This window comes from Streptococcus sp. SM5, from assembly GCF_027497975.1.
Genome location: NZ_JAJNSC010000001.1, coordinates 63069 through 89096, shown reverse-complemented (window position 1 = coordinate 89096; position 26028 = coordinate 63069). Strand labels below are relative to the sequence as shown.

Annotated in this window: 24 protein-coding genes; 23 read left to right on the top strand and 1 reads right to left on the bottom strand. The window is 39.6% G+C overall.

Going from position 1 to position 26028, the window contains the following annotated elements:
* Window positions 1–117 precede the first annotated feature (117 nt).
* Genes glgB through PAN07_RS00360 form a run of 6 tightly spaced genes read left to right on the top strand, consistent with a single transcriptional unit; the run spans window position 118 to window position 7564 of the window.
* Window positions 118–2046 carry a 1,4-alpha-glucan branching protein GlgB gene (gene glgB / locus PAN07_RS00385; protein WP_084863426.1) on the top strand — a complete coding sequence of 643 codons (1929 nt, stop codon included), beginning with the start codon at window positions 118–120 and terminating at the stop codon, window positions 2044–2046.
* Window positions 2036–3178 carry a glucose-1-phosphate adenylyltransferase gene (locus PAN07_RS00380; protein WP_000787251.1) on the top strand — a complete coding sequence of 381 codons (1143 nt, stop codon included), beginning with the start codon at window positions 2036–2038 and terminating at the stop codon, window positions 3176–3178. The genes glgB and PAN07_RS00380 overlap by 11 nt, the downstream gene beginning before the upstream one ends.
* Window positions 3168–4307: a glucose-1-phosphate adenylyltransferase subunit GlgD gene (gene glgD / locus PAN07_RS00375; protein ID WP_049501774.1), complete on the top strand. Its 1140-nt coding sequence runs from the start codon at window positions 3168–3170 to the stop codon at window positions 4305–4307. Before PAN07_RS00380 ends, glgD begins: the two co-directional genes overlap by 11 nt.
* Entirely contained in the window at window positions 4304–5737 is a 1434-nt protein-coding gene (gene glgA / locus PAN07_RS00370) for a glycogen synthase GlgA (protein ID WP_269796695.1), read from the top strand. The genes glgD and glgA overlap by 4 nt, the downstream gene beginning before the upstream one ends.
* Window positions 5738–5795: 58 nt before the next feature.
* Window positions 5796–6440, top strand: coding sequence for a phosphoserine phosphatase SerB (serB, locus tag PAN07_RS00365; RefSeq protein ID WP_049487210.1), 645 nt, complete (start codon window positions 5796–5798; stop codon window positions 6438–6440).
* An 8-nt stretch (window positions 6441–6448) separates the two neighbouring features.
* Window positions 6449–7564: a glycerate kinase gene (locus PAN07_RS00360; RefSeq protein WP_269796694.1), complete on the top strand. Its 1116-nt coding sequence runs from the start codon at window positions 6449–6451 to the stop codon at window positions 7562–7564.
* Here the strand turns inward: PAN07_RS00360 and PAN07_RS00355 are convergent.
* Window positions 7561–8007: a DUF1694 domain-containing protein gene (locus PAN07_RS00355; protein ID WP_084863430.1), complete on the bottom strand. Its 447-nt coding sequence runs from the start codon at window positions 8005–8007 to the stop codon at window positions 7561–7563. The genes PAN07_RS00360 and PAN07_RS00355 overlap by 4 nt on opposite strands.
* A gap of 163 nt (window positions 8008–8170) precedes the next feature.
* On the opposite strand from PAN07_RS00355, the gene eno reads away from it, so the two are divergent.
* The 17 genes from eno (at window position 8171) to PAN07_RS00270 (ending at window position 25962) form a co-directional block, all read left to right on the top strand.
* Window positions 8171–9475 (top strand): surface-displayed alpha-enolase, encoded by a 1305-nt coding sequence (eno, locus tag PAN07_RS00350; RefSeq protein WP_000022813.1) that lies wholly within the window; start codon window positions 8171–8173, stop codon window positions 9473–9475.
* 176 nt (window positions 9476–9651) lie between these two features.
* The gene (locus PAN07_RS00345) at window positions 9652–10146 is read left to right on the top strand and encodes a YkgJ family cysteine cluster protein (RefSeq protein ID WP_000031481.1); all 495 of its coding nucleotides are present in this window, start codon (window positions 9652–9654) and stop codon (window positions 10144–10146) included.
* Window positions 10147–10202: 56 nt separating this feature from the next.
* On the top strand, window positions 10203–10745 hold the full coding sequence (locus tag PAN07_RS00340; RefSeq protein WP_084863432.1) for a ClbS/DfsB family four-helix bundle protein: 543 nt from the start codon (window positions 10203–10205) through the stop codon (window positions 10743–10745).
* 740 nt (window positions 10746–11485) lie between these two features.
* Entirely contained in the window at window positions 11486–12571 is a 1086-nt protein-coding gene (locus PAN07_RS00335; protein ID WP_084863433.1) for a hypothetical protein, read from the top strand.
* The gene (locus tag PAN07_RS00330) at window positions 12568–13731 is read left to right on the top strand and encodes an AAA family ATPase (protein WP_020901387.1); all 1164 of its coding nucleotides are present in this window, start codon (window positions 12568–12570) and stop codon (window positions 13729–13731) included. Before PAN07_RS00335 ends, PAN07_RS00330 begins: the two co-directional genes overlap by 4 nt.
* 168 nt (window positions 13732–13899) lie before the next feature.
* Window positions 13900–14514: a hypothetical protein gene (locus PAN07_RS00325; RefSeq protein ID WP_020901386.1), complete on the top strand. Its 615-nt coding sequence runs from the start codon at window positions 13900–13902 to the stop codon at window positions 14512–14514.
* Window positions 14515–14548: 34 nt separating this feature from the next.
* Window positions 14549–15241 carry a YjjG family noncanonical pyrimidine nucleotidase gene (locus PAN07_RS00320; RefSeq protein WP_020901385.1) on the top strand — a complete coding sequence of 231 codons (693 nt, stop codon included), beginning with the start codon at window positions 14549–14551 and terminating at the stop codon, window positions 15239–15241.
* A 64-nt stretch (window positions 15242–15305) separates the two neighbouring features.
* Window positions 15306–16061: a DUF4336 domain-containing protein gene (locus PAN07_RS00315; RefSeq protein ID WP_084863435.1), complete on the top strand. Its 756-nt coding sequence runs from the start codon at window positions 15306–15308 to the stop codon at window positions 16059–16061.
* 11 nt (window positions 16062–16072) lie between these two features.
* A complete protein-coding gene (locus PAN07_RS00310) occupies window positions 16073–16726 on the top strand; it encodes a uracil-DNA glycosylase (protein ID WP_269796693.1) in 654 nt (217 codons plus the stop codon).
* A 9-nt stretch (window positions 16727–16735) separates the two neighbouring features.
* The gene (locus PAN07_RS00305; RefSeq protein ID WP_001135786.1) at window positions 16736–17200 is read left to right on the top strand and encodes an 8-oxo-dGTP diphosphatase; all 465 of its coding nucleotides are present in this window, start codon (window positions 16736–16738) and stop codon (window positions 17198–17200) included.
* A 12-nt stretch (window positions 17201–17212) separates the two neighbouring features.
* A complete protein-coding gene (locus tag PAN07_RS00300; RefSeq protein WP_064276153.1) occupies window positions 17213–18481 on the top strand; it encodes a dihydroorotase in 1269 nt (422 codons plus the stop codon).
* A gap of 41 nt (window positions 18482–18522) precedes the next feature.
* Window positions 18523–19884, top strand: coding sequence for a sodium-coupled multidrug efflux MATE transporter PdrM (gene pdrM / locus PAN07_RS00295; protein ID WP_269796692.1), 1362 nt, complete (start codon window positions 18523–18525; stop codon window positions 19882–19884).
* A gap of 153 nt (window positions 19885–20037) precedes the next feature.
* The gene (locus tag PAN07_RS00290; protein WP_023948180.1) at window positions 20038–21006 is read left to right on the top strand and encodes a thiamine pyrophosphate-dependent dehydrogenase E1 component subunit alpha; all 969 of its coding nucleotides are present in this window, start codon (window positions 20038–20040) and stop codon (window positions 21004–21006) included.
* A gap of 15 nt (window positions 21007–21021) precedes the next feature.
* On the top strand, window positions 21022–22014 hold the full coding sequence (locus PAN07_RS00285) for an alpha-ketoacid dehydrogenase subunit beta (protein WP_000448714.1): 993 nt from the start codon (window positions 21022–21024) through the stop codon (window positions 22012–22014).
* 109 nt (window positions 22015–22123) lie between these two features.
* Window positions 22124–23167 carry a dihydrolipoamide acetyltransferase gene (locus PAN07_RS00280; RefSeq protein WP_000752717.1) on the top strand — a complete coding sequence of 348 codons (1044 nt, stop codon included), beginning with the start codon at window positions 22124–22126 and terminating at the stop codon, window positions 23165–23167.
* A gap of 45 nt (window positions 23168–23212) precedes the next feature.
* Window positions 23213–24916, top strand: coding sequence for a dihydrolipoyl dehydrogenase (gene lpdA / locus PAN07_RS00275; RefSeq protein ID WP_064276157.1), 1704 nt, complete (start codon window positions 23213–23215; stop codon window positions 24914–24916).
* 56 nt (window positions 24917–24972) lie between these two features.
* A complete protein-coding gene (locus PAN07_RS00270) occupies window positions 24973–25962 on the top strand; it encodes a lipoate--protein ligase (protein WP_020901378.1) in 990 nt (329 codons plus the stop codon).
* The last annotated feature ends 66 nt before the right edge of the window (window positions 25963–26028 follow it).

Below are 26028 nucleotides of genomic sequence, written 5' to 3'. Positions count from 1 at the left end.
TGAATTTGTTGAAGACTTTCAAAAGATTTCTTTGCAAATTCCGTAATTTACTTGAATCTTCCCTAAAAAGGTAGTATAATAAATCTATAGAAAACGCTTACAGAATTAGGAGGGTGTATGGATAAGAATAATGCTTTAAAAACCTTTATGACAGGTGAAAATTTTCACCTCCAGCACTATCTGGGAGCTCATAGGGAAGAAAAAAATGGAGAGTATGGCTATATTTTTCGTGTGTGGGCACCCAATGCTCAGGCTGTTCACTTAGTAGGGGATTTCACCAATTGGGTTGAAAATCAAATTCCGATGGAACGGAATGAATTTGGAGTCTGGGAAGTCTTTACAAGTTCTGCTCAAGAAGGCCAAATTTACAAGTACCATATCACACGTGCAAATGGTCATCAGCTTATGAAGATTGACCCTTTGGCTGTACGGTATGAGGCACGACCTGGGACTGGTGCTATTTTAACAGATATTCCAGAAAAGAAATGGAAGGATGGTCTCTGGCTAGCCCGTAGAAAACGCTTGAGCTTTGAAGAGCGTCCTGTCAATATTTACGAGGCTCATGCTGGCTCTTGGAAGAGAAATCCTGATGGCAGCCCCTTTAGTTTTTCTCAATTGAAGGATGAGCTGATTCCTTACTTGGTTGAGATGAACTATACTCACATTGAGTTTATGCCCTTGATGTCCCACCCTCTCGGTTTGAGTTGGGGTTACCAGCTTATGGGGTACTTTGCTTTAGAGCATGCCTATGGTCGTCCTGAAGAGTTTCAAGATTTTGTTGAGGAATGTCACTTAAACAATATTGGTGTTATTGTAGACTGGGTACCTGGTCATTTTACTATAAATGATGATGCCTTGGCTTATTATGATGGGACTCCAACTTTTGAGTACCAAGACCATAATAAGGCTCACAACTATGGTTGGGGAGCTCTCAATTTTGACCTTGGAAAAAATGAAGTCCAGTCCTTCTTGATTTCTAGTATTAAGTTTTGGATTGATTTTTACCATTTAGATGGTATTCGTGTGGATGCAGTTAGCAACATGCTCTATCTTGATTATGATGATGCACCATGGACGCCTAACAAGGATGGTGGCAATCTAAACTACGAAGGCTATTATTTCTTAAAACGCTTGAATGATGTCATTAAACAAGCTCATCCAGATGTTATGATGATAGCTGAGGAAAGTTCATCAGTTACTCAGATTACTGACACCAAGGATTCAGATGGTCTAGGATTTGACTACAAGTGGAATATGGGCTGGATGAATGATATCCTCCGTTTCTATGAAGAAGATCCGATTTACCGTAAATATGACTTTAATCTGGTGACTTTCAGCTTTATGTATGTCTTCAAGGAGAATTATCTCTTACCATTCTCGCATGATGAAGTGGTTCATGGTAAGAAGAGTATGATGCATAAGATGTGGGGAGATCGTTATAATCAATTCGCAGGCTTACGCAATCTTTACACTTACCAAATTTGTCACCCTGGTAAGAAATTGCTTTTCATGGGTAGCGAATACGGCCAATTCCTAGAATGGAAATCTGAAGAACAGTTGGAATGGTCTAACCTAGAAGACCCAATGAATGCGAAGATGAAGTATTTTACATCTCAGCTAAACAAGTTCTACAAAGACCACCGCTGTCTGTGGGAAATTGATACCAGCTATGATGGCATTGAAATTATTGATGCGGATAATCGAGACCAGAGTGTTCTTACCTTCATCCGTAAAGGTAAGAAGGACGACATGCTAGTCTGCGTCTTTAATATGGCACCTGTTGAACGAAAAGATTTTACAATTGGACTGCCTGTCGCAGGGATTTATGAAGAAGTCTGGAATACTGAGTTAGAAGAGTGGGGAGGTGTCTGGAAAGAGCATAACCAAACCGTTCAAACGCAAGAAGGACTATGGAAGGATTATGAGCAGACCTTGACCTTTACCCTACCGGCTATGGGAGCAAGTGTATGGAAAATCAAGCGCCGCTTGAAACCTACTAAAATTGTCACAAGTAAAAACCAAAAAGGAGTAGAAAATGAAGAATGAAATGTTAGCTTTGATTCTTGCTGGTGGGCAAGGAACTCGTCTCGGTAAACTCACTCAAAGCATTGCAAAACCAGCTGTGCAATTTGGTGGGCGCTACCGTATCATTGACTTTGCTCTTTCAAACTGTGCCAACTCAGGAATTCACAATGTTGGAGTCATTACACAGTACCAACCACTTGCTCTCAACAACCATATCGGGAATGGTTCAAGCTGGGGACTAGACGGTATCAATTCTGGGGTCTCTATTCTTCAACCTTATTCTGCAAGTGAAGGAAATCGTTGGTTCGAAGGGACTAGTCACGCTATTTACCAGAACATCGACTATATAGACAGTGTCAATCCTGAGTATGTCTTGATTCTTTCTGGGGACCACATCTATAAAATGGACTATGATGATATGCTCCAGTCTCACAAGGATAATAATGCCAGTTTGACAGTAGCAGTTCTTGATGTTCCTCTTAAGGAAGCTAGCCGTTTTGGTATCATGAATACAGATGCAAACAATCGTATTGTTGAATTTGAAGAAAAACCAGCTCAACCTAAATCTACAAAAGCTTCTATGGGAATTTACATTTTTGATTGGCAACGTCTGCGCAATATGCTCGTTGCTGCTGAAAAGAGCAATGTCGATATGTCAGACTTCGGTAAGAATGTCATTCCAAATTACCTTGAGTCAGGTGAAAGTGTTTATGCCTACGAATTTAATGGTTACTGGAAAGATGTTGGTACGATTGAGTCTCTTTGGGAAGCTAACATGGAGTACATTTCACCAGAAAATGCCTTGGATAGCCGTAACCGTCAATGGAAGATTTACTCAAGAAACTTAATTTCACCACCAAACTTCCTTGGGGCAAATGCTCATGTGGAAGATTCCTTGGTTGTCGATGGCTGTTTCGTAGATGGAACTGTTAAACATTCTATCCTCTCAACAGGTGCGCAAGTTCGCGAAGGGGCAGAAGTAGTAGATTCAGTTATCATGAGTGGTGCAATTGTTGGTCAGGGAGCTAAAATCAAACGTGCCATTATTGGTGAAGGTGCAGTTATTTCTGATGGTGTCGAAATTGATGGAACAGAAGAAGTACAAGTTGTAGGATATGATGAAGTAGTGGGGGTAGCAACAGATGAAGATTGATAAATATTCTGCCATTTTAGGAAACACAGTTGGTTTTCATGATATGTCAACATTGACCGACCACCGTCCAGTAGCTAGTTTGCCATTTGGTGGTAAATATCGTTTGATCGACTTCCCGCTCTCAAGTCTTGCTAATGCTGGTGTGCGTAGTATTTTCGGTATTTTCCAACAAGACAATATCAGTTCAGTCTTTGACCATATCCGTTCAGGGCGTGAGTGGGGCTTGTCAACTCTTCTTAGCCACTACTATCTAGGTATTTACAATACCCGTGTGGAAAGTAGTACAGTTGGAAAAGAGTACTACCAACAGCTTCTTACTTATTTGAAACGTTCTGGTTCAAACCAAACAGTTTCACTCAACTGTGATGTTTTGATTAATATTGATTTGAACCAAGTTTTCCACCTTCATAACACAACAAAGGGGCCTATTACAGTTGTTTATAAGAAACTTCCTAAGAAAGATATTTCAGAAGTGAACGCAATCTTGGAAGTAGATGAAACAGACCATGTTCGTTCTCATAAACTCTTTGATAGCAAGTCAACAGATGAAGTTTACAATATGTCCACAGATATCTTTGTCGTTGATACACCTTGGTTGATTGAACGCTTAGAAGAAGAAGCTAAGAAAGAACATCCAGAGAAATTGCGCTATGTTTTACGGGATTTGGCGGCCAAAGAAGGGGCTTTTGCCTACGAGTACACAGGCTACCTTGCAAATATTCACTCTGTAGAGTCTTATTATCAAGCTAATAAAGATATGCTTGAATCTCAAAAATTCTACTCTCTCTTCTCACCAAATCAAAAGATTTATACAAAGGTCAAAAATGAAGAGCCAACTTACTATGCCAATACATCTAAGGTAAGCACTTCTCAGTTTGCCTCTGGTAGTATTATTGAAGGTCAAGTGGCTAATTCTGTTTTATCACGTAATATTCATGTCCATAAGGATAGCTTGGTTAAAGATAGCATCTTATTCCCTCGTGTTGTTATTGGAGAAGGTGCTCAGGTAGAATATGCTATCTTGGACAAGGGTGTTGAAGTTGCGGATGGAGTTGTGATCCGTGGAACTGCAGAACATCCAGTCGTCGTTAAGAAAGGTGCTAAAGTAACAGAGGATATTCATTCATGAAAATTTTATTTGTAGCAGCTGAGGGTGCACCCTTTTCAAAAACAGGTGGTTTGGGAGACGTCATTGGCGCTCTTCCTAAATCACTGGTAAAAGCGGGACATGAAGTTGCAGTAATTTTACCCTACTATGACATGGTAGAGGCTAAATTTGGAAATCAGATTGAAGATGTTCTTCATTTTGAGGTTAGTGTTGGTTGGCGCAGACAGTACTGTGGGATTAAGAAAACAGTCTTAAATGGTGTCACTTTCTACTTTATCGATAATCAATATTATTTCTTCCGTGGGCATGTTTACGGTGATTTTGATGACGGAGAACGCTTCGCCTTTTTCCAACTGGCTGCCATTGAGGCTATGGAAAGGATTGACTTTATTCCTGATCTTCTCCATGTTCATGACTACCATACAGCTATGATTCCTTTCTTGTTGAAGGAAAAATACCGTTGGATTCAAGCCTATCAAGGTATTAAAACTGTTTTAACCATTCACAATTTGGAATTCCAAGGACAATTTTCAGAAGGAATGTTATGGGATTTGTTTGGAGTGGGCTTTGAACGTTATGCGGATGGTACCCTTCGCTGGAACAACTGTCTGAACTGGATGAAGGCAGGTATTCTCTATGCGGATCGTGTGTCAACCGTTTCACCTAGTTATGCTCATGAAATTATGACTAGTCAGTTTGGATGTAACTTGGATCAGATTCTTAGGATGGAGTCTGGTAAAGTTTCTGGTATCGTGAATGGGATTGATGCTGACCTTTATAATCCTCAGACGGATGCCCTTTTAGACTATCATTTTAATAAGGAAGATCTGTCTGGAAAAGCCAAGAATAAGGCAAAATTACAAGAGAGAGTTGGCTTGCCAGTTAGAGCTGATGTTCCTCTGGTGGGAATTGTTTCTCGTTTGACACGTCAAAAAGGTTTTGATGTGGTGGTGGAAAGTCTGCACCATATCTTGCAAGAAGATATTCAGATTGTTCTTTTGGGAACTGGCGATCCAGCATTTGAAGGAGCTTTCTCATGGTTTGCTCAAATCTATCCAGACAAGCTATCAGCAAATATCACTTTTGATGTCAAACTAGCTCAAGAAATCTACGCTGCTTGTGACCTCTTCCTCATGCCGAGTCGTTTTGAACCGTGTGGCTTGTCTCAGATGATGGCTATGCGTTACGGAACCTTGCCATTAGTCCATGAAGTTGGTGGCTTGCGAGATACCGTTAAAGCCTTTAATCCAATCGAAGGAAGTGGTACTGGTTTTAGCTTTGACAATCTATCTCCTTATTGGTTAAATTGGACTTTCCAAACAGCATTGGACTTGTATAGACACCATCCTGACGTTTGGAGAAATCTACAAAAACAAGCTATGGAGTGTGATTTCTCATGGGATACAGCCTGCAAGTCATACCTTGACTTGTACCACAGTTTAGTTAATTAATAGATAAAATCGTATGATGACTTCATACGATTTTTGGGCTGTTTAGAGAGGAGAACTAATGTCTCAAGTAAAAGGCTTGTGTGTTATGGATGTTGATGGAACCTTAATCCTAGAAGAAGTGATTGACCTTTTGGGAAGAGAGGTAGGTCGTGAGGAGGAAATTTCGCAGATTACAAGTCGGGCAATGAGAGGAGAGTTAGACTTTGAAAGCAGTTTAAGAAAAAGAGTTTCCTTCTTGGAAGGCCTTCCTATTTCGGTATTTGATAAAGTCTTCAATTCTATTCATCTAACGCCAAATGCCCAGGAATTCATTTCCATTCTCCAAAAGAATGGTATCCTAGTTGGTCTGGTGTCTGGTGGCTTTACGCAAATAGTTGAGAGACTAGCAAAATCACTTGGTATTGCCTATTTCTCTGCCAATCAACTTGAAGTCAAAGATGGTCTTCTAACAGGAAAATTGATTGGACAAATTATCAGTCCCCAGGTCAAAAAAAAGACTTTGGAAAAATGGAGAGAGAAACTAAAACTTCCTAAAGAAAGAACGATTGCAATCGGTGATGGGGCCAATGATCTATTAATGTTGATGTCAGCAGGACTAGGAATCGCCTTTTGTGCCAAAGAAGTGCTCAAAAAAGAAATACCGAATCATGTTGATAAGAGGGATTTTTTAGAAGTTCTTCCTTTGATTGACTGGTTAGAATGAGGTAAAATATGAAGATTGTAATTGCACCAGATTCATTTAAGGAAAGCTTGACAGCTCAACAGGTAGCTGAAGCAATAAAAAGAGGCTTCCAACAATCGATAGTAGATGTAGACTGTCTCCTCTGCCCTGTTGGTGATGGGGGAGAAGGTACTGTAGATGCTATCCGACATTCTCTTGACCTAGAAGAAAAATGGATCCAAGTGACAGGACCTTTTGGACAAAAAGAAGCCATGCACTATTTTCAAAAAGGGAAACTGGCACTATTCGAAGTTGCTGATTTGGTTGGCCTTGGAAAGATTCCGATAGAGAAACGAAATCCACTTCAAATCCAAACTCGTGGTATCGGAGAGTTGATTCGCCATCTCATTGCTCAAGAGATTAAAGATATCTATATCGGTGTTGGTGGCACGGCCAGTAATGACGGAGGAATTGGGATTGCTGCTGGTTTAGGTTATCGATTTTATGATAGGGATGGAAATGTCTTGCCTGCTTGCGGTCAATCCTTACTAAACTTAGCTTCTATGTCAACAGAAAATCGCTATGAAATTCCTGAAGATGTGCAAATTCGTATTTTAGCAGATGTCGTGAGTCCCTTATGTGGTCAGCAAGGTGCGACTTACACTTTTGGAAAGCAAAAAGGTTTACATCCTACTATGTTTGCAGTCGTAGATCAGGCAATCCAAGATTTTTATGAAAAAGTCTCGCCTGCAACATTAGAAATTAAAGGTGCAGGAGCTGGTGGAGGAATTGCTGGCGGTTTGTGTGCCTTTGCTAAAGCAAGTATCGTATCTGGAATTGACACTTGTTTAGATTTGATTGACTTTGATAAGAAAGTTGCAGATGCTGACTTGGTAGTTGTAGGAGAAGGAAGACTAGATTGTCAAAGCTTTGCTGGGAAAGCGCCTATAGGCGTAGCAAAAAGAACCCCTGTCGGAGTTCCTGTCATTGCTATTTGTGGTAGTCTTGCTGAAGATTTACCTTCCCTACCATTTGAAAATATCCAAGCGGCTTTTTCAATTTTGGAGAAAAGTGAACCTCTAGAAGATAGTTTGAAAAATGCCCGTCTCTATTTGGAGCACACGGCTGCCAATATAGGGAATTTATTAAATATGCGCAAGATTTAGCCAAACCATTTCTTCCAGATGGATGTTTTGGCTGGTTCTTCCTTTTTAACTTCCCAAAGTTTTGCAAAAGCAAGTCGAAGGTCCTTTTCTTCTACTTGTACTGGTGCATTGCTATGAATAATCAGGCCAAAAGGAGAAGAAGTATGCTCATCAGATACAATGGTAGCTTGACTATCAGTTTCTTTAGCTTCTTTTAAGTAGAAAACTTGTTTGTCAAATTCGATATTTGGTGAAATCTTCACAAATAGTGGCTCTGCTTTTTCCTGAAGGTTTTCTAAAATAGATAAAAAACCTTTTTCTAACTGAGGGCTATTTGCTGTGTCAATATCTGCATATCCAAGAACTCTTTCCTCAAAAGTGCCAAGATAGCGTCTTTGCTCATCCGGATTTAATTTTGGCCCACCATGAGCTTTTTCAAGTAATTGTTTTGATAAATCTGTCATGAAAACAGTATATCATAAAAGTTAGAATAAAACAGACAAAAGAAAGCGATTACTTTATAAAGTTAAGGAAAATTTGCACAAAGATAACGTTTTTTCTTGAAAAAGGAGGGGTTTTAAGGTATTATAGAGGTGTAAAAAATTTAACTCATAAGGAGAGTAAAAAATGTCAATTATTACTGATGTTTACGCTCGCGAAGTCCTAGACTCACGCGGTAACCCAACACTTGAAGTAGAAGTTTACACTGAATCAGGTGCTTTCGGACGTGGTATGGTTCCATCAGGAGCTTCTACTGGTGAACACGAAGCAGTTGAACTTCGCGACGGTGACAAATCTCGTTACGGTGGTCTTGGTACACAAAAAGCTGTTGACAACGTAAACAACATCATTGCTGAAGCTATCATTGGCTACGATGTACGTGATCAACAAGCTATCGACCGTGCTATGATCGCTCTTGACGGTACTCCTAACAAAGGTAAATTGGGTGCAAACGCAATCCTTGGTGTGTCTATCGCTGTAGCTCGTGCTGCTGCTGACTACCTTGAAATCCCACTTTACAGCTACCTTGGTGGATTCAACACTAAAGTTCTTCCAACTCCAATGATGAACATCATCAACGGTGGTTCTCACTCTGACGCTCCAATCGCTTTCCAAGAGTTCATGATCTTGCCAGTTGGTGCGCCAACATTCAAAGAAGCTCTTCGTTACGGTGCTGAAATCTTCCACGCTCTTAAGAAAATCCTTAAATCACGTGGTTTGGAAACTGCCGTAGGTGACGAAGGTGGATTCGCTCCTCGTTTCGAAGGAACTGAAGACGGTGTTGAAACTATCCTTGCTGCGATTGAAGCTGCTGGATATGTTCCAGGTAAAGACGTATTTATCGGATTTGACTGTGCTTCATCAGAATTCTACGATAAAGAACGTAAAGTATACGATTACACTAAATTTGAAGGTGAAGGCGCTGCTGTTCGTACATCTGCAGAACAAATCGACTACCTTGAAGAATTGGTTAACAAATACCCAATCATCACTATCGAAGATGGTATGGATGAAAACGACTGGGATGGATGGAAAGCTCTTACTGAACGTCTTGGTAAGAAAGTACAACTTGTTGGTGACGACTTCTTCGTAACAAACACTGACTACCTTGCACGTGGTATCCAAGAAGGTGCTGCTAACTCAATCCTTATCAAAGTTAACCAAATCGGTACTCTTACTGAAACTTTTGAAGCTATCGAAATGGCTAAAGAAGCTGGTTACACTGCCGTTGTATCACACCGTTCAGGTGAAACTGAAGATTCAACAATCGCTGACATCGCAGTTGCAACTAACGCAGGACAAATCAAGACTGGTTCACTTTCACGTACAGACCGTATCGCTAAATACAACCAATTGCTTCGCATCGAAGACCAACTTGGTGAAGTAGCAGAATACCGTGGATTGAAATCATTCTACAACCTTAAAAAATAAAATAGTTCAGTGAACTATTTTATCCCGAACCTTGAAATTCAAAAGTTCGGCCGTTGATTTAATAACGTTTCTAGCCCCTCGGATTTTATCCGAAGGGCTATTTTTGTATTTAGGGGGCAAAAAAGGGGCAGTATTTATGGTATAATAGACAAAAATACGTGAATTAGAAAGAAATCATGTCTAAAGAAATTGATATTGAGTACTACCACCAGCTAGCCTTACAAAAGCAGAAGGAGCATCGAAAAGTTTTAGCCAATTTAAAGAAAAAACCTCCTAAAAATCTAGACAAGATAGCCCAGCAGATTCACCAAGAAGTTTTTGAGGAGATTGATTGCACTGCCTGTGCCAACTGTTGCAAGACATTGGGACCCGACTTCAAGGAAGCAGACATCACTCGTATTGCTAAGTACTTTAAGATGAAATTACCTGCTTTTGAAGCGGAGTTTCTGCAGGTAGATGAAGATGGTGATAAGGTTTTTAAATCCATGCCTTGTCCCTTTTTAGGAGGAGATAATCTCTGTTCCATCTATGACGTTCGTCCAAAGGCCTGTCGTGAATTTCCTCATACAGACAGGAAAAAGATCCATCAAATCAACCATTTGACGATTAAGAATACTTTGACCTGTCCAGCAGCCTATCTCTTTGTTGAGAAATTAAAGGATAAGTTATAGAGATTTAAAGGATAAAAAATCTCTAATAATAACTAGAGATATGAAGGGAGAACTCTATGCCAAGACCTAAAACAAAAGAGGAGCTAGTACTGGCCTCTAAGGAAAACTATGAAAAGCTTAATCGTTTCATCTCCCAACTAAGTGAAGATGAGCTACAGACTCCATTTGATTTATCAAGAGACCCAAAGAAAAAAGAAGCTCACTGGAAAAGGGATAAGAATCTAAGAGATGTCCTGATTCATCTTTATGAATGGCAGCAGTTACTTTTGACTTGGGTACATTCTAATCAAGAAGGTCTCGAAAGACTTTTTCTCCCTGAATCTTATAATTGGAAAACTTATGGAGAAATGAATGTCGCTTTTTGGAAGAAGCACCAGAAAACCTCCTTAGAAGAAGCGACTAGACTCCTAGAACAATCACATAGGAAGGTTTTAGAGTTGATAGAAGTTTTTAGCAATGACGAACTCTTTACCAAAGGTGTCTATAAGTGGACAGGTGGGACAAGTCTAGGTTCCTACTTTGTCAGTAGCACCTCCAGTCACTATGATTGGGCTCTGAAAAAACTCAAATCACATCAGAAGAATTGTAAGCGTCGCTAGTTAAAGTGGGTATGGATTTTAGAAAAGGTTCTTCTAAGCTTCGAATAGCTTAGTTATCTTCATTTTTGAGTTCTTCTAGCTTTAGAATCCTTCAAAAACTAAAATTTAAGGTAATCAATGGCTTAGAAGAGTGCCAAAACATTTATTTTAATGTAATTCTAAGTTTAGAATTGCATTGATATTGAAGCAGAATGAACTATTCGATTCTTAGAATGCCTTAATTCTGAGAAATGTTGATGATAAACTGGTTCGAATGGTTTTTTCTGATTTAGGATGATAGATTGATGGGTGTGATGATGAAAATACAAAAAGAGAAAGTTAGAAAAGAGTTGGTATCCCTCTGTTTGGGGGAGCTTACAGCAGTCCTAGCCTTTTGCTTTTGTTTCTTTCTTTTAAAAAATCGACTTGTTGATTGGAAGAGTGTTGCTGATTTTAAGGAATTTAGCTCAATACAAATATAGAACACATCTCAGGATGTTATATTGATCGAGGTATAAGTATATTTTTTTTTTAAAAACTGATCTCTGGGCTTGTGGTATAATCGAATTATAAAAAATTATTTCTGCTATTTTTGTAATGATTTATAAATATAAGATTAAGAAAGCTAGAGGTGTTTAGTGGTAAAAAATTTTTTCCTAGGTGTAAATTATCGTAGAATAATTAGCTATACATTGGTTGCATATACAATCATTTGTTGGTTGTTTAAAATTAATATATTACAACCGTATTCTGGACATAAGATGATTATTGCTGTAGTGACAATATTGTCCTTTTACTTTTTAAGAAATAAAAAGAAGGATGAATTTCTATTTGTAACTATATTATATGTACTGCTCCAGCCCGCGTTGGATTATCTAATTACTATAGCCAATATCGACTTAAATGTATTACTAATGGCTAGTGCAATATTGATTTCTGGGAGTTGGCGGATAGACTCTATCAATAAAATTAATACAGCAGCAGATAATTCTCAGTCAAACATAGACTATTTCAACTTAGTATATCTCAATTCGGCTAAGTCTTATGAAATTGCTACCTTAATTGATGATACTGTCAAGACAACTATTCAGAAGGAAAATAGCAGTACAACAAGTCACAAAAACTTTTTTGAAATTGGAACGAGAAATGGTTTGTATTCAGGATATGGAAATAGCAACGAATTAACTACGGAAAGTAAAATTAGTGAAAGTTTCGAAGTTAAAAGCACTAAATCTACGATTTTTAGAAAAGTCTATGAAATGTCCAAAAATTTTCAAGCTGAGAACATAGAGCAAGGAGATTTAATAAAATTTGACAGTGTAACTCTTAATCCCGTAAATGCACAAGATATTCCACTTATATTGCAAGTGTTACAGGCTAGCAAGTTGGACAATCCCAGTACGGAGGGAATTGAGTTAAATATGTCAAACCTACTTTCTACTTTCTTGACTGACTACACGATTGATTATAGTTTCAAACAAGGTAATGAAAAATTCTTGATTCGTTTCCCCTATGGAGAAGTTGAAGGTTTTGAGAATGGGTATAGACATAGTGATTTTCAACTTGGAAAACTTAACTTAGTCGGAATAGATAGAGGTAAGATTAATTTTTCTGAAGTTGATACCATGTCAACAAAATTTTTAGAGTTTATGAGTAAGCAAACCAAGAAAAATAACGTGACGAACAATGTAAAAGATATTATCCCAAAATCCTCATCATCTGAAAAGAGCGATGAATCTGGGTCGGAATTCGAAATAGATTTCAACTATGAAAAGTTAAATGGAACATATCATTTGATAGATGTGATTGCTGTTGTTCAAAAAATCAATGTGGAGAGTGAGTCGTGATTTATTTATATGATGTTACAAGAATAGATGATTTAAAAGAACATTTCTTGGAAAGTAAAAGGATTGATATCACTCGTATTCTATCTTACGATTTCACTAATTTGAGTGAAATAGAAGATATATGCGAGGAGATTGATGCTGTAGATGGATTGGTCATAGATTTATCAGCCTTGATGAATTTAAACGCCTACAATAGTCAGTATATAGGTCGAGTTTTCTTTTCGCTAAGTAGAGTGTCTAACTCCTTTATTTTTTGGCTAAATAAGTTAAAATACGAAAGTGTACTGAAAGAGTTGCCACTTCTATTTGAAGATGAAGAGATAAACAAAAATTTTGCTAATCCAGAAGTTCAAAATTTTAATTCTGACGACGAAACGAAAGATAGTAGTGATACTGAGTTTAGCAATAAAATACAGGAGGTTGCTAGCAACCTAATTGGTCATGATTTATTTAAGGAAGATTTTATACAGAAGTATGAAAACTTTATACTTCTCGAAAGAATAGGAGTCCGGAAGATTTTTTCCGTGTTTCTGATTGGTGAATCTGGAATAGGTAAAACAGAATTTGCTAAGATTTTATCAAAGTCACTCTATCCAGATGAAGAGCTTACCAAAATTAATTTTGGAAATTACTCGACAGAAGGGGTGTTGAATAGTTTAATAGGTTCTCCGCTCGGATACGTTGGAAGCGATGAGGGTGGCGAACTGATTAGAAAAATTAATTCATCCAAATCTAAAATTATTTTGATTGATGAATTTGAAAAGGCGACACCAGCCGTGTTTAATTTTTTTTATGAACTACTAGAAGACGGTAAATTTACAGATAGGCGTGGCATCGCTCATAATCTAAATGGTTATACTATTGTCTTTACTTCCAATATGACTTCTCAGCACTATCTGCAATATATTCCAGCTTCCCTAAGGTCTCGGTTTGATTTACTTAGCGATTTTCAGATTCCTAACTTGGATGAAAAACGCTTATTCATCCAAGAACAAGCAGATAGTCTGGTGGATAAGTTAAATTCTATCAAAAATACTACCTATGAAATTAGCGACGAATTAATGAAAAAAATTCTGAGTTTTTCAGAAGAAAATAATCTTCGTCATATAAAACGCCTTGTTCAAGATGCAATTGCGGAAGATTTCAGAAAAAAATATTGATAAAATTGATATCCTACCTTTCTAGATGAATTAAAATAACAATCACGGTAGAAACCGCAATTGTTTGCGTTTGTTTATAAATTTGCGTTAATTTGTACTGCTGTCTAGGCTGTTAGGGTATAATTAATCTATCAAATTTTTTGAATAACTACTTGGAGTGAGATAGATATGCAAATAAACTACAATAGAAAACAGAAATCAGATATTGTTATTTCTAAACCGTCAGCCAGTGAAGTAGAAAAATACTTGAAAACGTGGAAAAATCTTAAAAATTATAAGTTGCAAGAAGATGCTTTAGATAAATTATTTTTTGAGCTGTTACCAAGTAACGAAGAAATTTCTGACATCTTATTAAAGGTTGCTACGTTGAATGATTTTTATAGTACAAATATTTTTTCAGTTTATCCAGTTGCAGAGCATATTCTGAGTCTTAAAATTGACGAGAGATTGAGACAAGGTGATGTAACTTTAGTCAATGAAATTCAGAATGTCACTATCAATGGAGTAACTAGAAAGTTCTATTCTTTTTCTACCAAATACTGTTCCCATCATAATCCTAAAGAATACCCTATTTATGATAGCTATGTAGAAAAGGTATTGAAATACTTTAGAAAAACAGATAAATTTTCTAAATTTAAGAATGCAGATCTAAAAGATTATCAAAAATTTAAAAATATAATTATTGCTTTTAGAGAATACTACGGATTAGACGAATTTAATCTTAAAGAGATTGATCAGTATTTATGGCAGTTGGGAAAAGAATATTTCCCAAATAAATATTAGCGACTTTTTCTCACTCAGAAAGGAAAACACCAAATTGTCCTACAAATTTCTACTTTTCGACCTTGACCACACTCTTCTTGATTTTGATGCTGCTGAGGATGTGGCTTTGACGCAACTTCTAAAAGAAGAAGGAGTTGAGGATATTCAAGCCTATAAAGACTATTACGTTCCCATGAACAAGGCTCTCTGGAAGGACTTGGAGCAAAAGAAAATTAGTAAACAAGAGCTGGTTAACACGCGCTTTTCTCGTTTATTTTCTAATTTTGGACAGGAAAAAGACGGTAGTTTTCTAGCCCAGAGTTACCAATTTTACCTCGCCCAGCAGGGGCAAACCTTTTCAGGTGCTCATGAACTATTAGATAGCCTCATCGAGCGTGATTATGACTTGTATGCTGCGACAAATGGTATTACTGCCATTCAGACGGGACGTTTGGCTCAATCTGGTCTGGCACCTTATTTCAATCAAGTCTTTATCTCTGAACAGCTGCAAACACAAAAGCCTGATGCTGTCTTTTATGAAAAGATTGGTCAACAGATTGCAGGGTTTAGCAAAGAAAAGACGCTGATGATTGGAGACTCTCTAACCGCCGACATTCAAGGTGGCAATAATGCGGGGATTGACACTATCTGGTACAACCCTCATCGCCTCGAAAATCACACACAAGCCCAGCCGACTTACGAAGTCCATTCTTACCAAGACTTGCTGGATTACTTAGATAAACTGTAAAAAGTGGTTTCCATAGCCACTTTTTGCTATAATAGAGGCAGTAAAAACGAAGGAATGGTTAACGATGTTAAGGACAGAACTTTCTCTTTATGAACCATTGTATACACTAAAGGAAGTTGATCAAAATATTTGGATAGTGGATGGTGATTTGATTCAAATGGATATGAAGATCTTCAAACTTCCTTTTCAGACACGCATGACGGTGATTAAGTTAAATGATGGCAAACTTTGGCTTCATTCTCCTATTGCGCCAAACGAGAAACTCTTTACTGAACTGGACGCTTTGGGCAGAGTCGCTTACCTGATTTCACCAAATAAGATTCACTACGCCTATATTGCAGATTGGAGAAAAAGATATCCTCATGCGCAAGCATGGTCTAGTCCAGGAGTTGAAGAAAGAGCGAAAAGTCAGAATGTCAAGGTGGAATTTGATGCTGCCTTAACAGATAAGGCTCCTGACCTATGGTCTGATGAGATTGATCAGCTTATTTTTAAGGGAAGTTCTGTCATCGAAGAGGTCGTGTTTTTTCATAAATCAACTAAAACACTCATTGTAACAGACCTTATAGAGAATTTTGAACCTGAAAAAATAGCTAGTCCAATCCGCAGAAAATTCTATCGTTTAGCTCGTGTAACAGCCCCTGATGGTCAAACTCCTATTGATTATAGGATGACTTTTTTAGGAAGACAAAGGGAAGCAAAGGTTTCCTTTTCCCGTATGTTAAACTGGAAACCGGATAAGATTATACTTGCACATGGTTTATGCTTTTTTAAAAATGGTACAGATGAATTAAGACGTGCTTTTAGATGGATAAGATAAAGGAGGGAAAGATGCAACACTCGTCTTGGCATGCTTTGATTAAGGAGCAATTACCTGAGGGTTATTTCGGGAAAATCAATCAGTTTATGGAGCAGGTCTATTCTCAAGGGACTATTTATCCACCCAAGGAAAAGGTTTTTCAGGCTCTCTTGACCACACCCCTAGAAGACGTTAAGGTGGTGATTCTAGGGCAAGATCCCTATCACGGGCCAGGTCAAGCGCAGGGCTTGAGTTTTTCTGTACCGGACTCTATTCCAGCTCCGCCATCCCTGCAAAATATCTTGAAGGAATTGTCAGACGATATCGGGGTTAAGAAATCTCATGATTTGACGTCTTGGGCTGAGCAAGGAGTCTTGCTTCTTAATGCTTGTTTGACTGTTCCTGCTGGACGGGCCAATGGTCATGCTGGTCAGATATGGGAGCCTTTTACGGATGCTGTAATTCAGGTGGTCAATCGTCTAGATAGACCAGTGGTCTTTGTACTTTGGGGAGCCTACGCACGCAGAAAAAAGGCTCTGGTTACCAATCCTCAGCACTTGATTATCGAATCAGCCCATCCCAGTCCTTTATCTGTTTACAGAGGATTTTGGGGTTCCAAGCCTTTTTCCAAGGCTAATGCATTCTTAACAGAAACAGGACAAGAGCCAATCGATTGGCTTAGATAAGGAGAGAATATGCCTCAGTTAGCGACGATTTGCTACATTGATAACGGGAAAGAATTGCTCATGCTCCACCGTAATAAGAAACCCAATGATGTTCATAAAGGAAAATGGATTGGTGTGGGTGGTAAGCTAGAGCGTGGTGAGACCCCTCAGGAATGTGCTGCGCGTGAAATCCTTGAAGAAACAGGGCTTAAAGCCAAGCCAGTTCTAAAAGGTGTTATCACTTTTCCTGAATTTACACCAGATTTAGACTGGTACACCTATGTTTTTAAAGTAACAGAGTTTGAGGGGGACTTGATTGACTGCAATGAGGGGACGCTAGAATGGGTTCCCTATGATGAGGTACTGAGCAAGCCGACTTGGGAAGGGGATCACACCTTTGTTGAGTGGCTTTTAGAGGATAAACCCTTCTTTTCAGCCAAGTTTGTTTATGATGGGGATAAATTGTTGGATACCCAAGTTGATTTCTATGAATAAAGGAGAAAGCAGATGCTACTAATTAAAAATGGTCGTGTAATGGATCCCAAGTCTGGTTTGGATCAAGTGTGTGATGTCTTGGTCCAAGATGGGAAAATTATCAAAATTGCGCCTGAGGTCAAGGAAGAAGGAGCCGAAATAATTGATGCTACTGGTCTTGTAGTTGCTCCTGGCTTGGTCGATATTCATGTTCATTTCCGTGAACCTGGACAAACTCATAAAGAAGATATCCATACGGGTGCCCTAGCAGCCGCTGCAGGTGGTTTTACCACGGTTGTCATGATGGCTAATACTAGTCCAACCATTTCAGACGTTGAGACTTTGCAAGAAGTTCTCCAGTCAGCTGCCAAAGAGAAGATTAATGTTAAGACGGTTGCGACCATTACCAAGAATTTTAATGGGCAAGATTTGACTGACTTTCAGGCACTTTTAGAAGCTGGTGCGGTTGGCTTTTCTGATGACGGTATTCCGCTTGAGAGCAGTAAAGTTGTCAAGGAAGCCATGGAGGAAGCTAAAAAGCTTAATACCTTTATTAGTCTTCATGAGGAAGATCCAGGTTTGAATGGTGTTCTTGGCTTTAACGAAAATATTGCTAAAGAATATTTCCATATCTGCGGTGCGACTGGGGTAGCTGAGTATGCTATGATGGCGCGTGATGTCATGATTGCCTATGCAACCAAGGCCCATGTTCATATTCAGCATTTGTCTAAGGAAGAAAGTGTTAAAGTAGTGGAGTTTGCTCAGGGGCTAGGTGCGCAAGTCACAGCAGAAGTAGCGCCACAGCATTTTTCTAAGACAGAAGCACTTCTTTTGACACAAGGTAGCAATGCTAAGATGAATCCTCCGCTTCGTTTGGAATCAGATCGTCGTGCTGTTATCGAAGGTCTTAAATCAGGCGTCATCACAGTTATCGCGACTGACCATGCGCCTCACCATGCGGATGAAAAAAATGTTGAGGATATTACCAAAGCGCCATCTGGTATGACTGGTTTAGAAACATCACTGTCCCTTGGATTGACCTATTTAGTGGAAGCTGGTGAGTTAAGATTGATGGAATTACTTGAAAAAATGACATACAACCCATCCAAGCTTTATAACTTTGAAGCAGGTTACTTGGCTGAGAATGGTCCAGCGGACATCACTATTTTTGATGCTAAGGCTGACCGCCTTGTGGACTCCCATTTTGCTTCGAAAGCAGCTAATTCACCATTCATCGGTGAAACCTTAAAAGGGCAGGTTAAATATACCATCTGTAAGGGACAAATCGTCTATCAAAACTAGGTGGGAGTCTGCTCTGTAAACAAAAAGAATAGAGAGCCTATATGTACCAAACCCATCATTTTAAAGATAAGTTTATCTTATTTTTAAAGATATTTTTCCCTATCCTGATTTATCAATTTGCCAATTATTCTGCCTCCTTTGTTGATACGACTATGACAGGTCAATACAATACCATGGACTTGGCTGGTGTGTCTATGGCAACCAGTATCTGGAATCCATTCTTTACATTCCTAACAGGGATTGTGTCAGCTCTGGTGCCCATCATTGGTCACCATCTTGGTCGAGGGAAAAAGGAAGAAGTAGCGTCAGATTTTTACCAGTTTATCTATCTGGCCCTGGGTCTATCTGTAGTCTTGCTGGGACTAGTACTTTTCCTGGCACCACCTGTTTTGAATCATATTGGGTTAGAAGCTCGAGTGGCAGCAGTAGCGGTTCGCTATCTCTGGTTTTTATCTATTGGGATTATCCCCTTATTGCTTTTTAGCGTTATTCGCTCCTTGCTGGATTCGCTGGGCTTGACTAAACTGTCCATGTATCTTATGCTTTTGTTACTTCCTCTCAATAGTGGATTTAACTATCTTTTGATTTACGGTGCCTTTGGTGTTCCAGAGTTGGGAGGTGCTGGGTCAGGTTTAGGGACTTCTTTGGCCTACTGGGTCTTGTTGGGAATTTCTGTTCTGGTTTTATTTAAACAGGAGAAGCTCAAAGCCTTGCATCTTGAGAAACGCATTCCGCTTAATATGGATAAAATCAAGGAAGGGGTTCGCTTAGGTCTCCCTATTGGGGGAACGGTCTTTGCGGAAGTAGCTATCTTTTCCGTGGTTGGTTTGATTATGGCTAAGTTCTCGTCTTTGATTATTGCTAGTCACCAGTCAGCTATGAACTTTTCATCTCTCATGTACGCCTTTCCTATGAGTATCTCATCGGCTATGGCCATTGTCGTGTCTTATGAAGTGGGAGCCAAGCGATTTGATGATGCAAAAACCTACATTGGTCTAGGAAGATGGACTGCCCTCATTTTTGCGGCCTTCACCTTAACCTTCCTTTACATTTTTAGAGGAAATGTGGCCAGTCTTTATGGTAACGACCCAGAATTTATCGATTTGACAGCACGCTTTTTGACTTACAGCCTTTTCTTCCAGTTAGCAGATACCTTTGCGGCACCGCTTCAGGGAATTTTGCGGGGTTATAAGGATACAGTTATTCCTTTTTACCTTGGTTTGGTTGGTTATTGGGGCGTAGCAATCCCAGTAGCTATGGTCTTTGATTCCCTAACAGATTTTGGAGCTTATTCTTATTGGATCGGCTTGATTATTAGTTTGGTTGTGAGTGGGGTTCTCTACCGTTGGCGTTTAACTGTGATTATGAAGAGATTTGAATCTTTAGAAAAATCTAAACGCTAAAAAGTTTGTGAAAAAATATTCTTGATAAGGAAATCCCTTGTTTTCATGGGGTTTTCTTTTTTATTTTGTGAAATTTCTTTTAGAAAAACTTTGACAGTATTTGTCAAAAACGGTAAAATAGTAAGGTAAGAAGAAAGTTAGAAAGGCAAGAAGATGTCAATTTTAGATAAAAATCTTTTGCTAGAGATGTTCCGTAAGATGGAAGAAATCCGTCGTATGGACTTAAAAATTGCGCAATTAGTAAAGAAAGGGAAAGTGCCAGGAATGACGCACTTTTCTGTTGGAGAAGAGGCGGCTAACGTGGGTGCTATGTTGGCTCTCAATCCAGATGATCTAATTACCTCAAACCACCGTGGTCACGGACAAGCTATTGCCAAAGGAATTGACCTCAACGGAATGATGGCTGAAATCCTTGGAAAATACACTGGAACCTGTAAAGGTAAAGGTGGATCTATGCATATCGCCGACCTTGATGCTGGTAACCTTGGTGCCAATGGTATCGTAGGCGGTGGTATGGGGATTGCTGTTGGGGCAGCCCTCAGTCAGCAAATGCAAAATACCGGTAAAATCGTTGTCTGCTTCTTTGGAGATGGTGCGACCAATGAAGGTGTTTTCCACGAAGCAGTGAACATGGCTTCTATCTGGAAGCTGCCAGTCATTTTCTATTGCATTAACAACGGTTACGGTATCTCTGCGGATATCAAGAAAATGACTAATGTAGAACATATCCATCAACGTAGCGCCGCTTATGGAATTCCTGGAATGTTCATCGAAGATGGAAACAACGTCATCGATGTCTACGAAGAATTTGAGAAAGCTGTAGACCATGTTCGTGGTGGCAATGGGCCTGTCTTGATTGAAAGTGTGACTTATCGCTGGCTTGGCCATTCATCATCTGACCCTGGTAAATATCGTACCCGCGAAGAAGTGGAATTGTGGAAACAAAAAGACCCAATCGAAAACCTTCGCAAGTACCTCATTGAAAACACTATTGCAAGTGCCGAAGAATTGGAAGAAATCCAAACGCAAGTCAAGGAAGCAGTAGAAGCTTCTGTTAAATTTGCAGAAGAAAGTCCATTCCCACCGCTTGAATCAGCCTTTGAAGATATTTACGCAGACTAAGGAGAAAGAGATAAAATGGAAACAAAAACAATGTCCTTCCGTGACACCATTATCCTTGCTATGTCTGAGGAAATGCGTCGCGATGAAAATGTGTTCTTGATGGGAGAAGACGTCGGTGTCTTCGGAGGAGACTTCGGAACTTCTGTTGGAATGCTTGAAGAATTTGGTCCAGAACGTGTTCGTGACTGTCCTATTTCTGAAGCTGCCATCTCTGGAGCAGCAGCCGGAGCAGCCATGACAGGACTTCGTCCCATCGTCGATATGACCTTCATGGACTTCTCGGTTATTGCCATGGACAATATCGTCAACCAAGCTGCTAAAACACGCTATATGTTTGGTGGGAAAGGTCAGGTTCCAATGACTGTTCGTTGTGCAGCTGGTAACGGAGTTGGTTCTGCAGCCCAGCATTCACAATCTCTAGAGTCTTGGTTCACTCATATCCCAGGACTTAAGGTTGTAGCACCAGGTACGCCTGCGGACATGAAAGGACTGCTTAAGTCTTCTATCCGTGATAACAACCCTGTTATTATCCTTGAGTACAAGTCAGAATTTAACCAAAAAGGGGAAGTACCAGTTGATCCAGACTATACGATTCCACTTGGAGTTGGGGAAATCAAACGTGAAGGTACGGATGTAACAGTTGTTACTTATGGAAAAATGCTTCGCCGTGTGGTTCAAGCAGCTGAAGAATTAGCAGAAGAAGGCATTTCAGTTGAAATTGTTGACCCACGTACCCTTGTTCCGCTTGATAAGGATATTATTATTAACTCAGTTAAGAAGACTGGTAAAGTTGTTCTGGTCAACGATGCCCACAAGACAAGTGGCTATATCGGTGAAATTTCAGCTATTATTTCAGAATCAGAAGCATTTGACTATCTAGATGCACCAATCCGTCGTTGTGCAGGAGAAGATGTGCCAATGCCTTATGCACAAAATCTAGAAAATGCAATGATTCCAACAGTTGAAAGCATCAAAGATGCCATCCGTAAAACATATAACAAAGAATAAAATTACATAAGATAAGTTATGTAAACAAAATAAAGCTGACGAGAATCTTTGTATCTCTTAGGTGCAGAGCTCTTCGTCCTTAATATCTTAGTATAGAATTGGAGAGGTCATGGCTGATGACAAGCTAAGAGCGACTCCTGCAGCTAGAAAGTTAGCGGATGATTTAGGGATCAACCTCTACGACGTTTCTGGCTCAGGTGCAAACGGTCGTGTCCACAAAGAAGACGTGGAAACTTATAAAGACACAAACGTGGTTCGCATTTCGCCACTTGCAAAACGAATTGCCCTCGAACATAACATTGCTTGGCAGGAAATTCAAGGAACCGGTCATCGTGGTAAGATTATGAAGAAGGATGTTTTGGCCTTGCTTCCTGAAAATATTGAAAACGATACCATCAAGTCTCCTGCTCAGATTGAAAAAGTGGAAGAAGTTCCTGATAATGTAACACCATATGGTGAAATCGAGCGTATTCCAATGACACCAATGCGTAAGGTTATTGCCCAACGCATGGTTGAATCTTACCTAACTGCGCCAACCTTCACGCTCAACTATGAAGTTGATATGACTGAAATGTTGGCTCTTCGTAAGAAGGTTCTTGAGCCAATCATGGAAGCAACTGGGAAGAAGACTACTGTAACAGATCTTCTTTCACTTGCTGTTGTGAAAACCTTGATGAAGCATCCTTATATCAACGCTTCATTGACAGAAGATGGCAAGACCATTATCACTCACAACTATGTCAATCTTGCGATGGCAGTTGGGATGGATAATGGATTGATGACACCTGTTGTTTACAATGCTGAGAAGATGACTCTTTCAGAGTTGGTTGTAGCCTTCAAGGATGTTATTGGCCGTACCTTGGATGGCAAATTGGCTCCAAGTGAACTGCAAAATTCAACATTTACTATCAGTAACTTGGGAATGTTTGGCGTTCAGTCCTTTGGTCCGATCATCAACCAACCAAACTCAGCTATCCTTGGTGTCAGTTCGACAATCGAGAAGCCAGTTGTCGTCAATGGTGAAATTGTGATTCGCCCTATCATGAGCCTAGGATTAACCATCGACCACCGTGTCGTAGATGGTATGGCTGGTGCTAAGTTTATGAAGGACTTGAAAGAATTGATTGAAAATCCAATCTCAATGTTGATTTAAGAACAAGAGTATTCATTTTAAAGATATAGATAAAGGAAGGAAGACATGGCCTTAGAAGTAATTATGCCAAAAGCCGGCGTGGATATGACAGAAGGACAAATCGTCCAATGGAATAAAAAAGTCGGAGAATTTGTAAAAGAAGGAGAAATCCTTTTGGAAATCATGACTGATAAAGTCAGCATGGAATTGGAAGCCGAAGAAGATGGGTACTTGATTGCTATCCTTAAAGGGGACGGTGAAACAGTCCCTGTAACGGAAGTTATCGGTTACCTTGGCGAAGAAGGGGAAAATATCCCAACAGCTGGAGCCGCAGCGCCAGAAGCTAGCCCAGCATCTGCAGCAAGTGCCTCAAACGATGATGGTAAGAGCGATGATGCTTTTGATATCGTTGTGATTGGTGGAGGTCCTGCTGGTTATGTTGCAGCCATCAAAGCTGCCCAACTCGGCGGTAAGGTTGCCCTTGTTGAGAAATCTGAACTTGGTGGAACCTGCTTGAACCGTGGCTGTATCCCAACTAAGACCTACCTTCATAACGCTGAAATTATCGAAAACATTGGTCATGCTGCAAACCGTGGTATCGTAATCGAAAATCCAAACTTTACTGTAGATATGGACAAACTCCTTGAAACCAAGTCTAAGGTTGTTAATACCTTGGTGGGTGGAGTTGCTGGTCTTCTTCGTAGCTACGGAGTTACTGTTCATAAAGGAATTGGTACGATCACTAAAGACAAGAACGTCTTGGTAAATGGTTCTGAATTGCTTGAAACCAAGAAAATCATCCTTGCTGGTGGTTCAAAAGTCAGCAAGATCAACGTCCCTGGTATGGAATCTCCACTTGTCATGACCAGCGATGACATCCTTGAAATGAACGAAGTACCAGAAAGCCTTGTTATCATCGGTGGTGGTGTTGTCGGTATAGAACTCGGTCAGGCCTTCATGACATTTGGCTCAAAAGTAACTGTTATCGAAATGATGGACCGTATCGTGCCAGCTATGGATGCAGAAGTATCTAAGAACCTTCGCTTGATCCTTGAGCGTAAAGGAATGACCATCTTGACTGGTACTAAACTGCAAGAAATCATCGAGGAAAATGGTCAACTTCGTATCAAAGTTGAAGGAAAAGACGATATCATCGCAAATAAAGCTCTTCTTTCAATCGGTCGTGTGCCGGATCTTGAAGGTATTGGCGATGTTGAGTTTGAATTGGATCGTGGTCGCATCAAGGTCAACGAATACATGGAAACTTCTATTCCAGGTATCTACGCACCAGGTGACATCAACGGTACTAAGATGTTGGCGCACGCAGCCTTCCGTATGGGTGAAGTTGCTGCTGAAAATGCCCTTAAAGGAAGTCATGCTGTTGCCAAGTTGAATTTGACTCCTGCAGCTATCTACACTCTTCCTGAAGTAGCAGCAGTAGGTTTGACAGAAGAACAAGCCCGTGAGAAATACGATGTTGCCATCGGTAAATTCAACTTTGCTGCTAACGGTCGTGCCATTGCATCAGATGCAGCTCAAGGTTTCGTAAAAGTCATTGCAGATAAGAAATATGGAGAAATCCTTGGTGTTCACATCATCGGTCCTGCAGCCGCAGAATTGATTAACGAGGCATCAAGCATTATCGAAATGGAAATCACTGTTGAAGAAATGCTGAAAACTATCCACGGACACCCAACTTACTCTGAAGTGATGTATGAAGCATTTGCAGATGTTCTAGGAATGGCCATCCATTCACCTAAGAAAAAATAAAATGAAGATAGATTAGACTGGAATTTTTTCCAGTCTCTATCGTATAAAGGGATATCATGAAATATATTATCAATCATTCAAACGACACTGCCTTTAATATCGCCTTGGAAGAATATGCCTTTAAACACCTCCTTGATGAGGATCAAATCTTCCTTCTTTGGATTAACAAACCATCTATCATTGTTGGTCGTCACCAGAACACTATTGAAGAAATCAACCGTGATTATGTTCGAGAAAATGGTATTGAGGTAGTCCGCCGTATCAGTGGTGGTGGAGCTGTTTATCACGATTTAAACAACCTCAACTACACCATCATTTCAAAAGAAGATGAAAACAAGGCCTTTGACTTCAAGAGCTTTTCTACTCCAGTTATTAATACCTTGGCTCAACTCGGTGTTAAAGCTGAGTTCACAGGTCGTAATGACTTAGAAATTGACGGTAAGAAATTCTGTGGCAATGCTCAAGCTTATATCAATGGCCGTATCATGCACCACGGTTGCTTGCTCTTTGACGTTGATTTGTCAGTTCTTGCTAATGCCCTCAAGGTTTCAAAAGATAAATTTGAATCAAAAGGTGTCAAATCAGTTCGTGCCCGTGTAACCAATATTGTCAATGAATTACCAGAAAAAATCACAGTTGAAGAATTCCGTGATTTGCTCTTGGAATACATGAAAAAAGAGTACCCAGAGATGACTGAATACGTCTTTTCAGAAGAAGAATTGGTTGAAATCAATCGCATTAAGGATACTAAGTTTGGAACTTGGGACTGGAACTACGGTAAATCACCTGAATTCAACATCCGTCGTGGTACAAAATTCACTAGTGGCAAAGTTGAAGTCTTTGCTAATGTCGTCGAATCAAAAATACAAGATATCAAGATTTATGGAGACTTCTTTGGTATCGAGGACGTTGCAGCTGTAGAAGATGTCCTTCGTGGCGTCAAATATGAACGCGAAGATGTTCTTAAAGCCTTAGACACTATTGATATTACACGCTACTTCGCTGGTATTAGCCGTGAAGAAATCGCTGAAGCGGTAGTGGGATAAAAAGAAAAGAAGTTGGTTGTTTGACCAGCTTCTTTTTTGAGTTTTGTTTTACATAATTTATTTTAT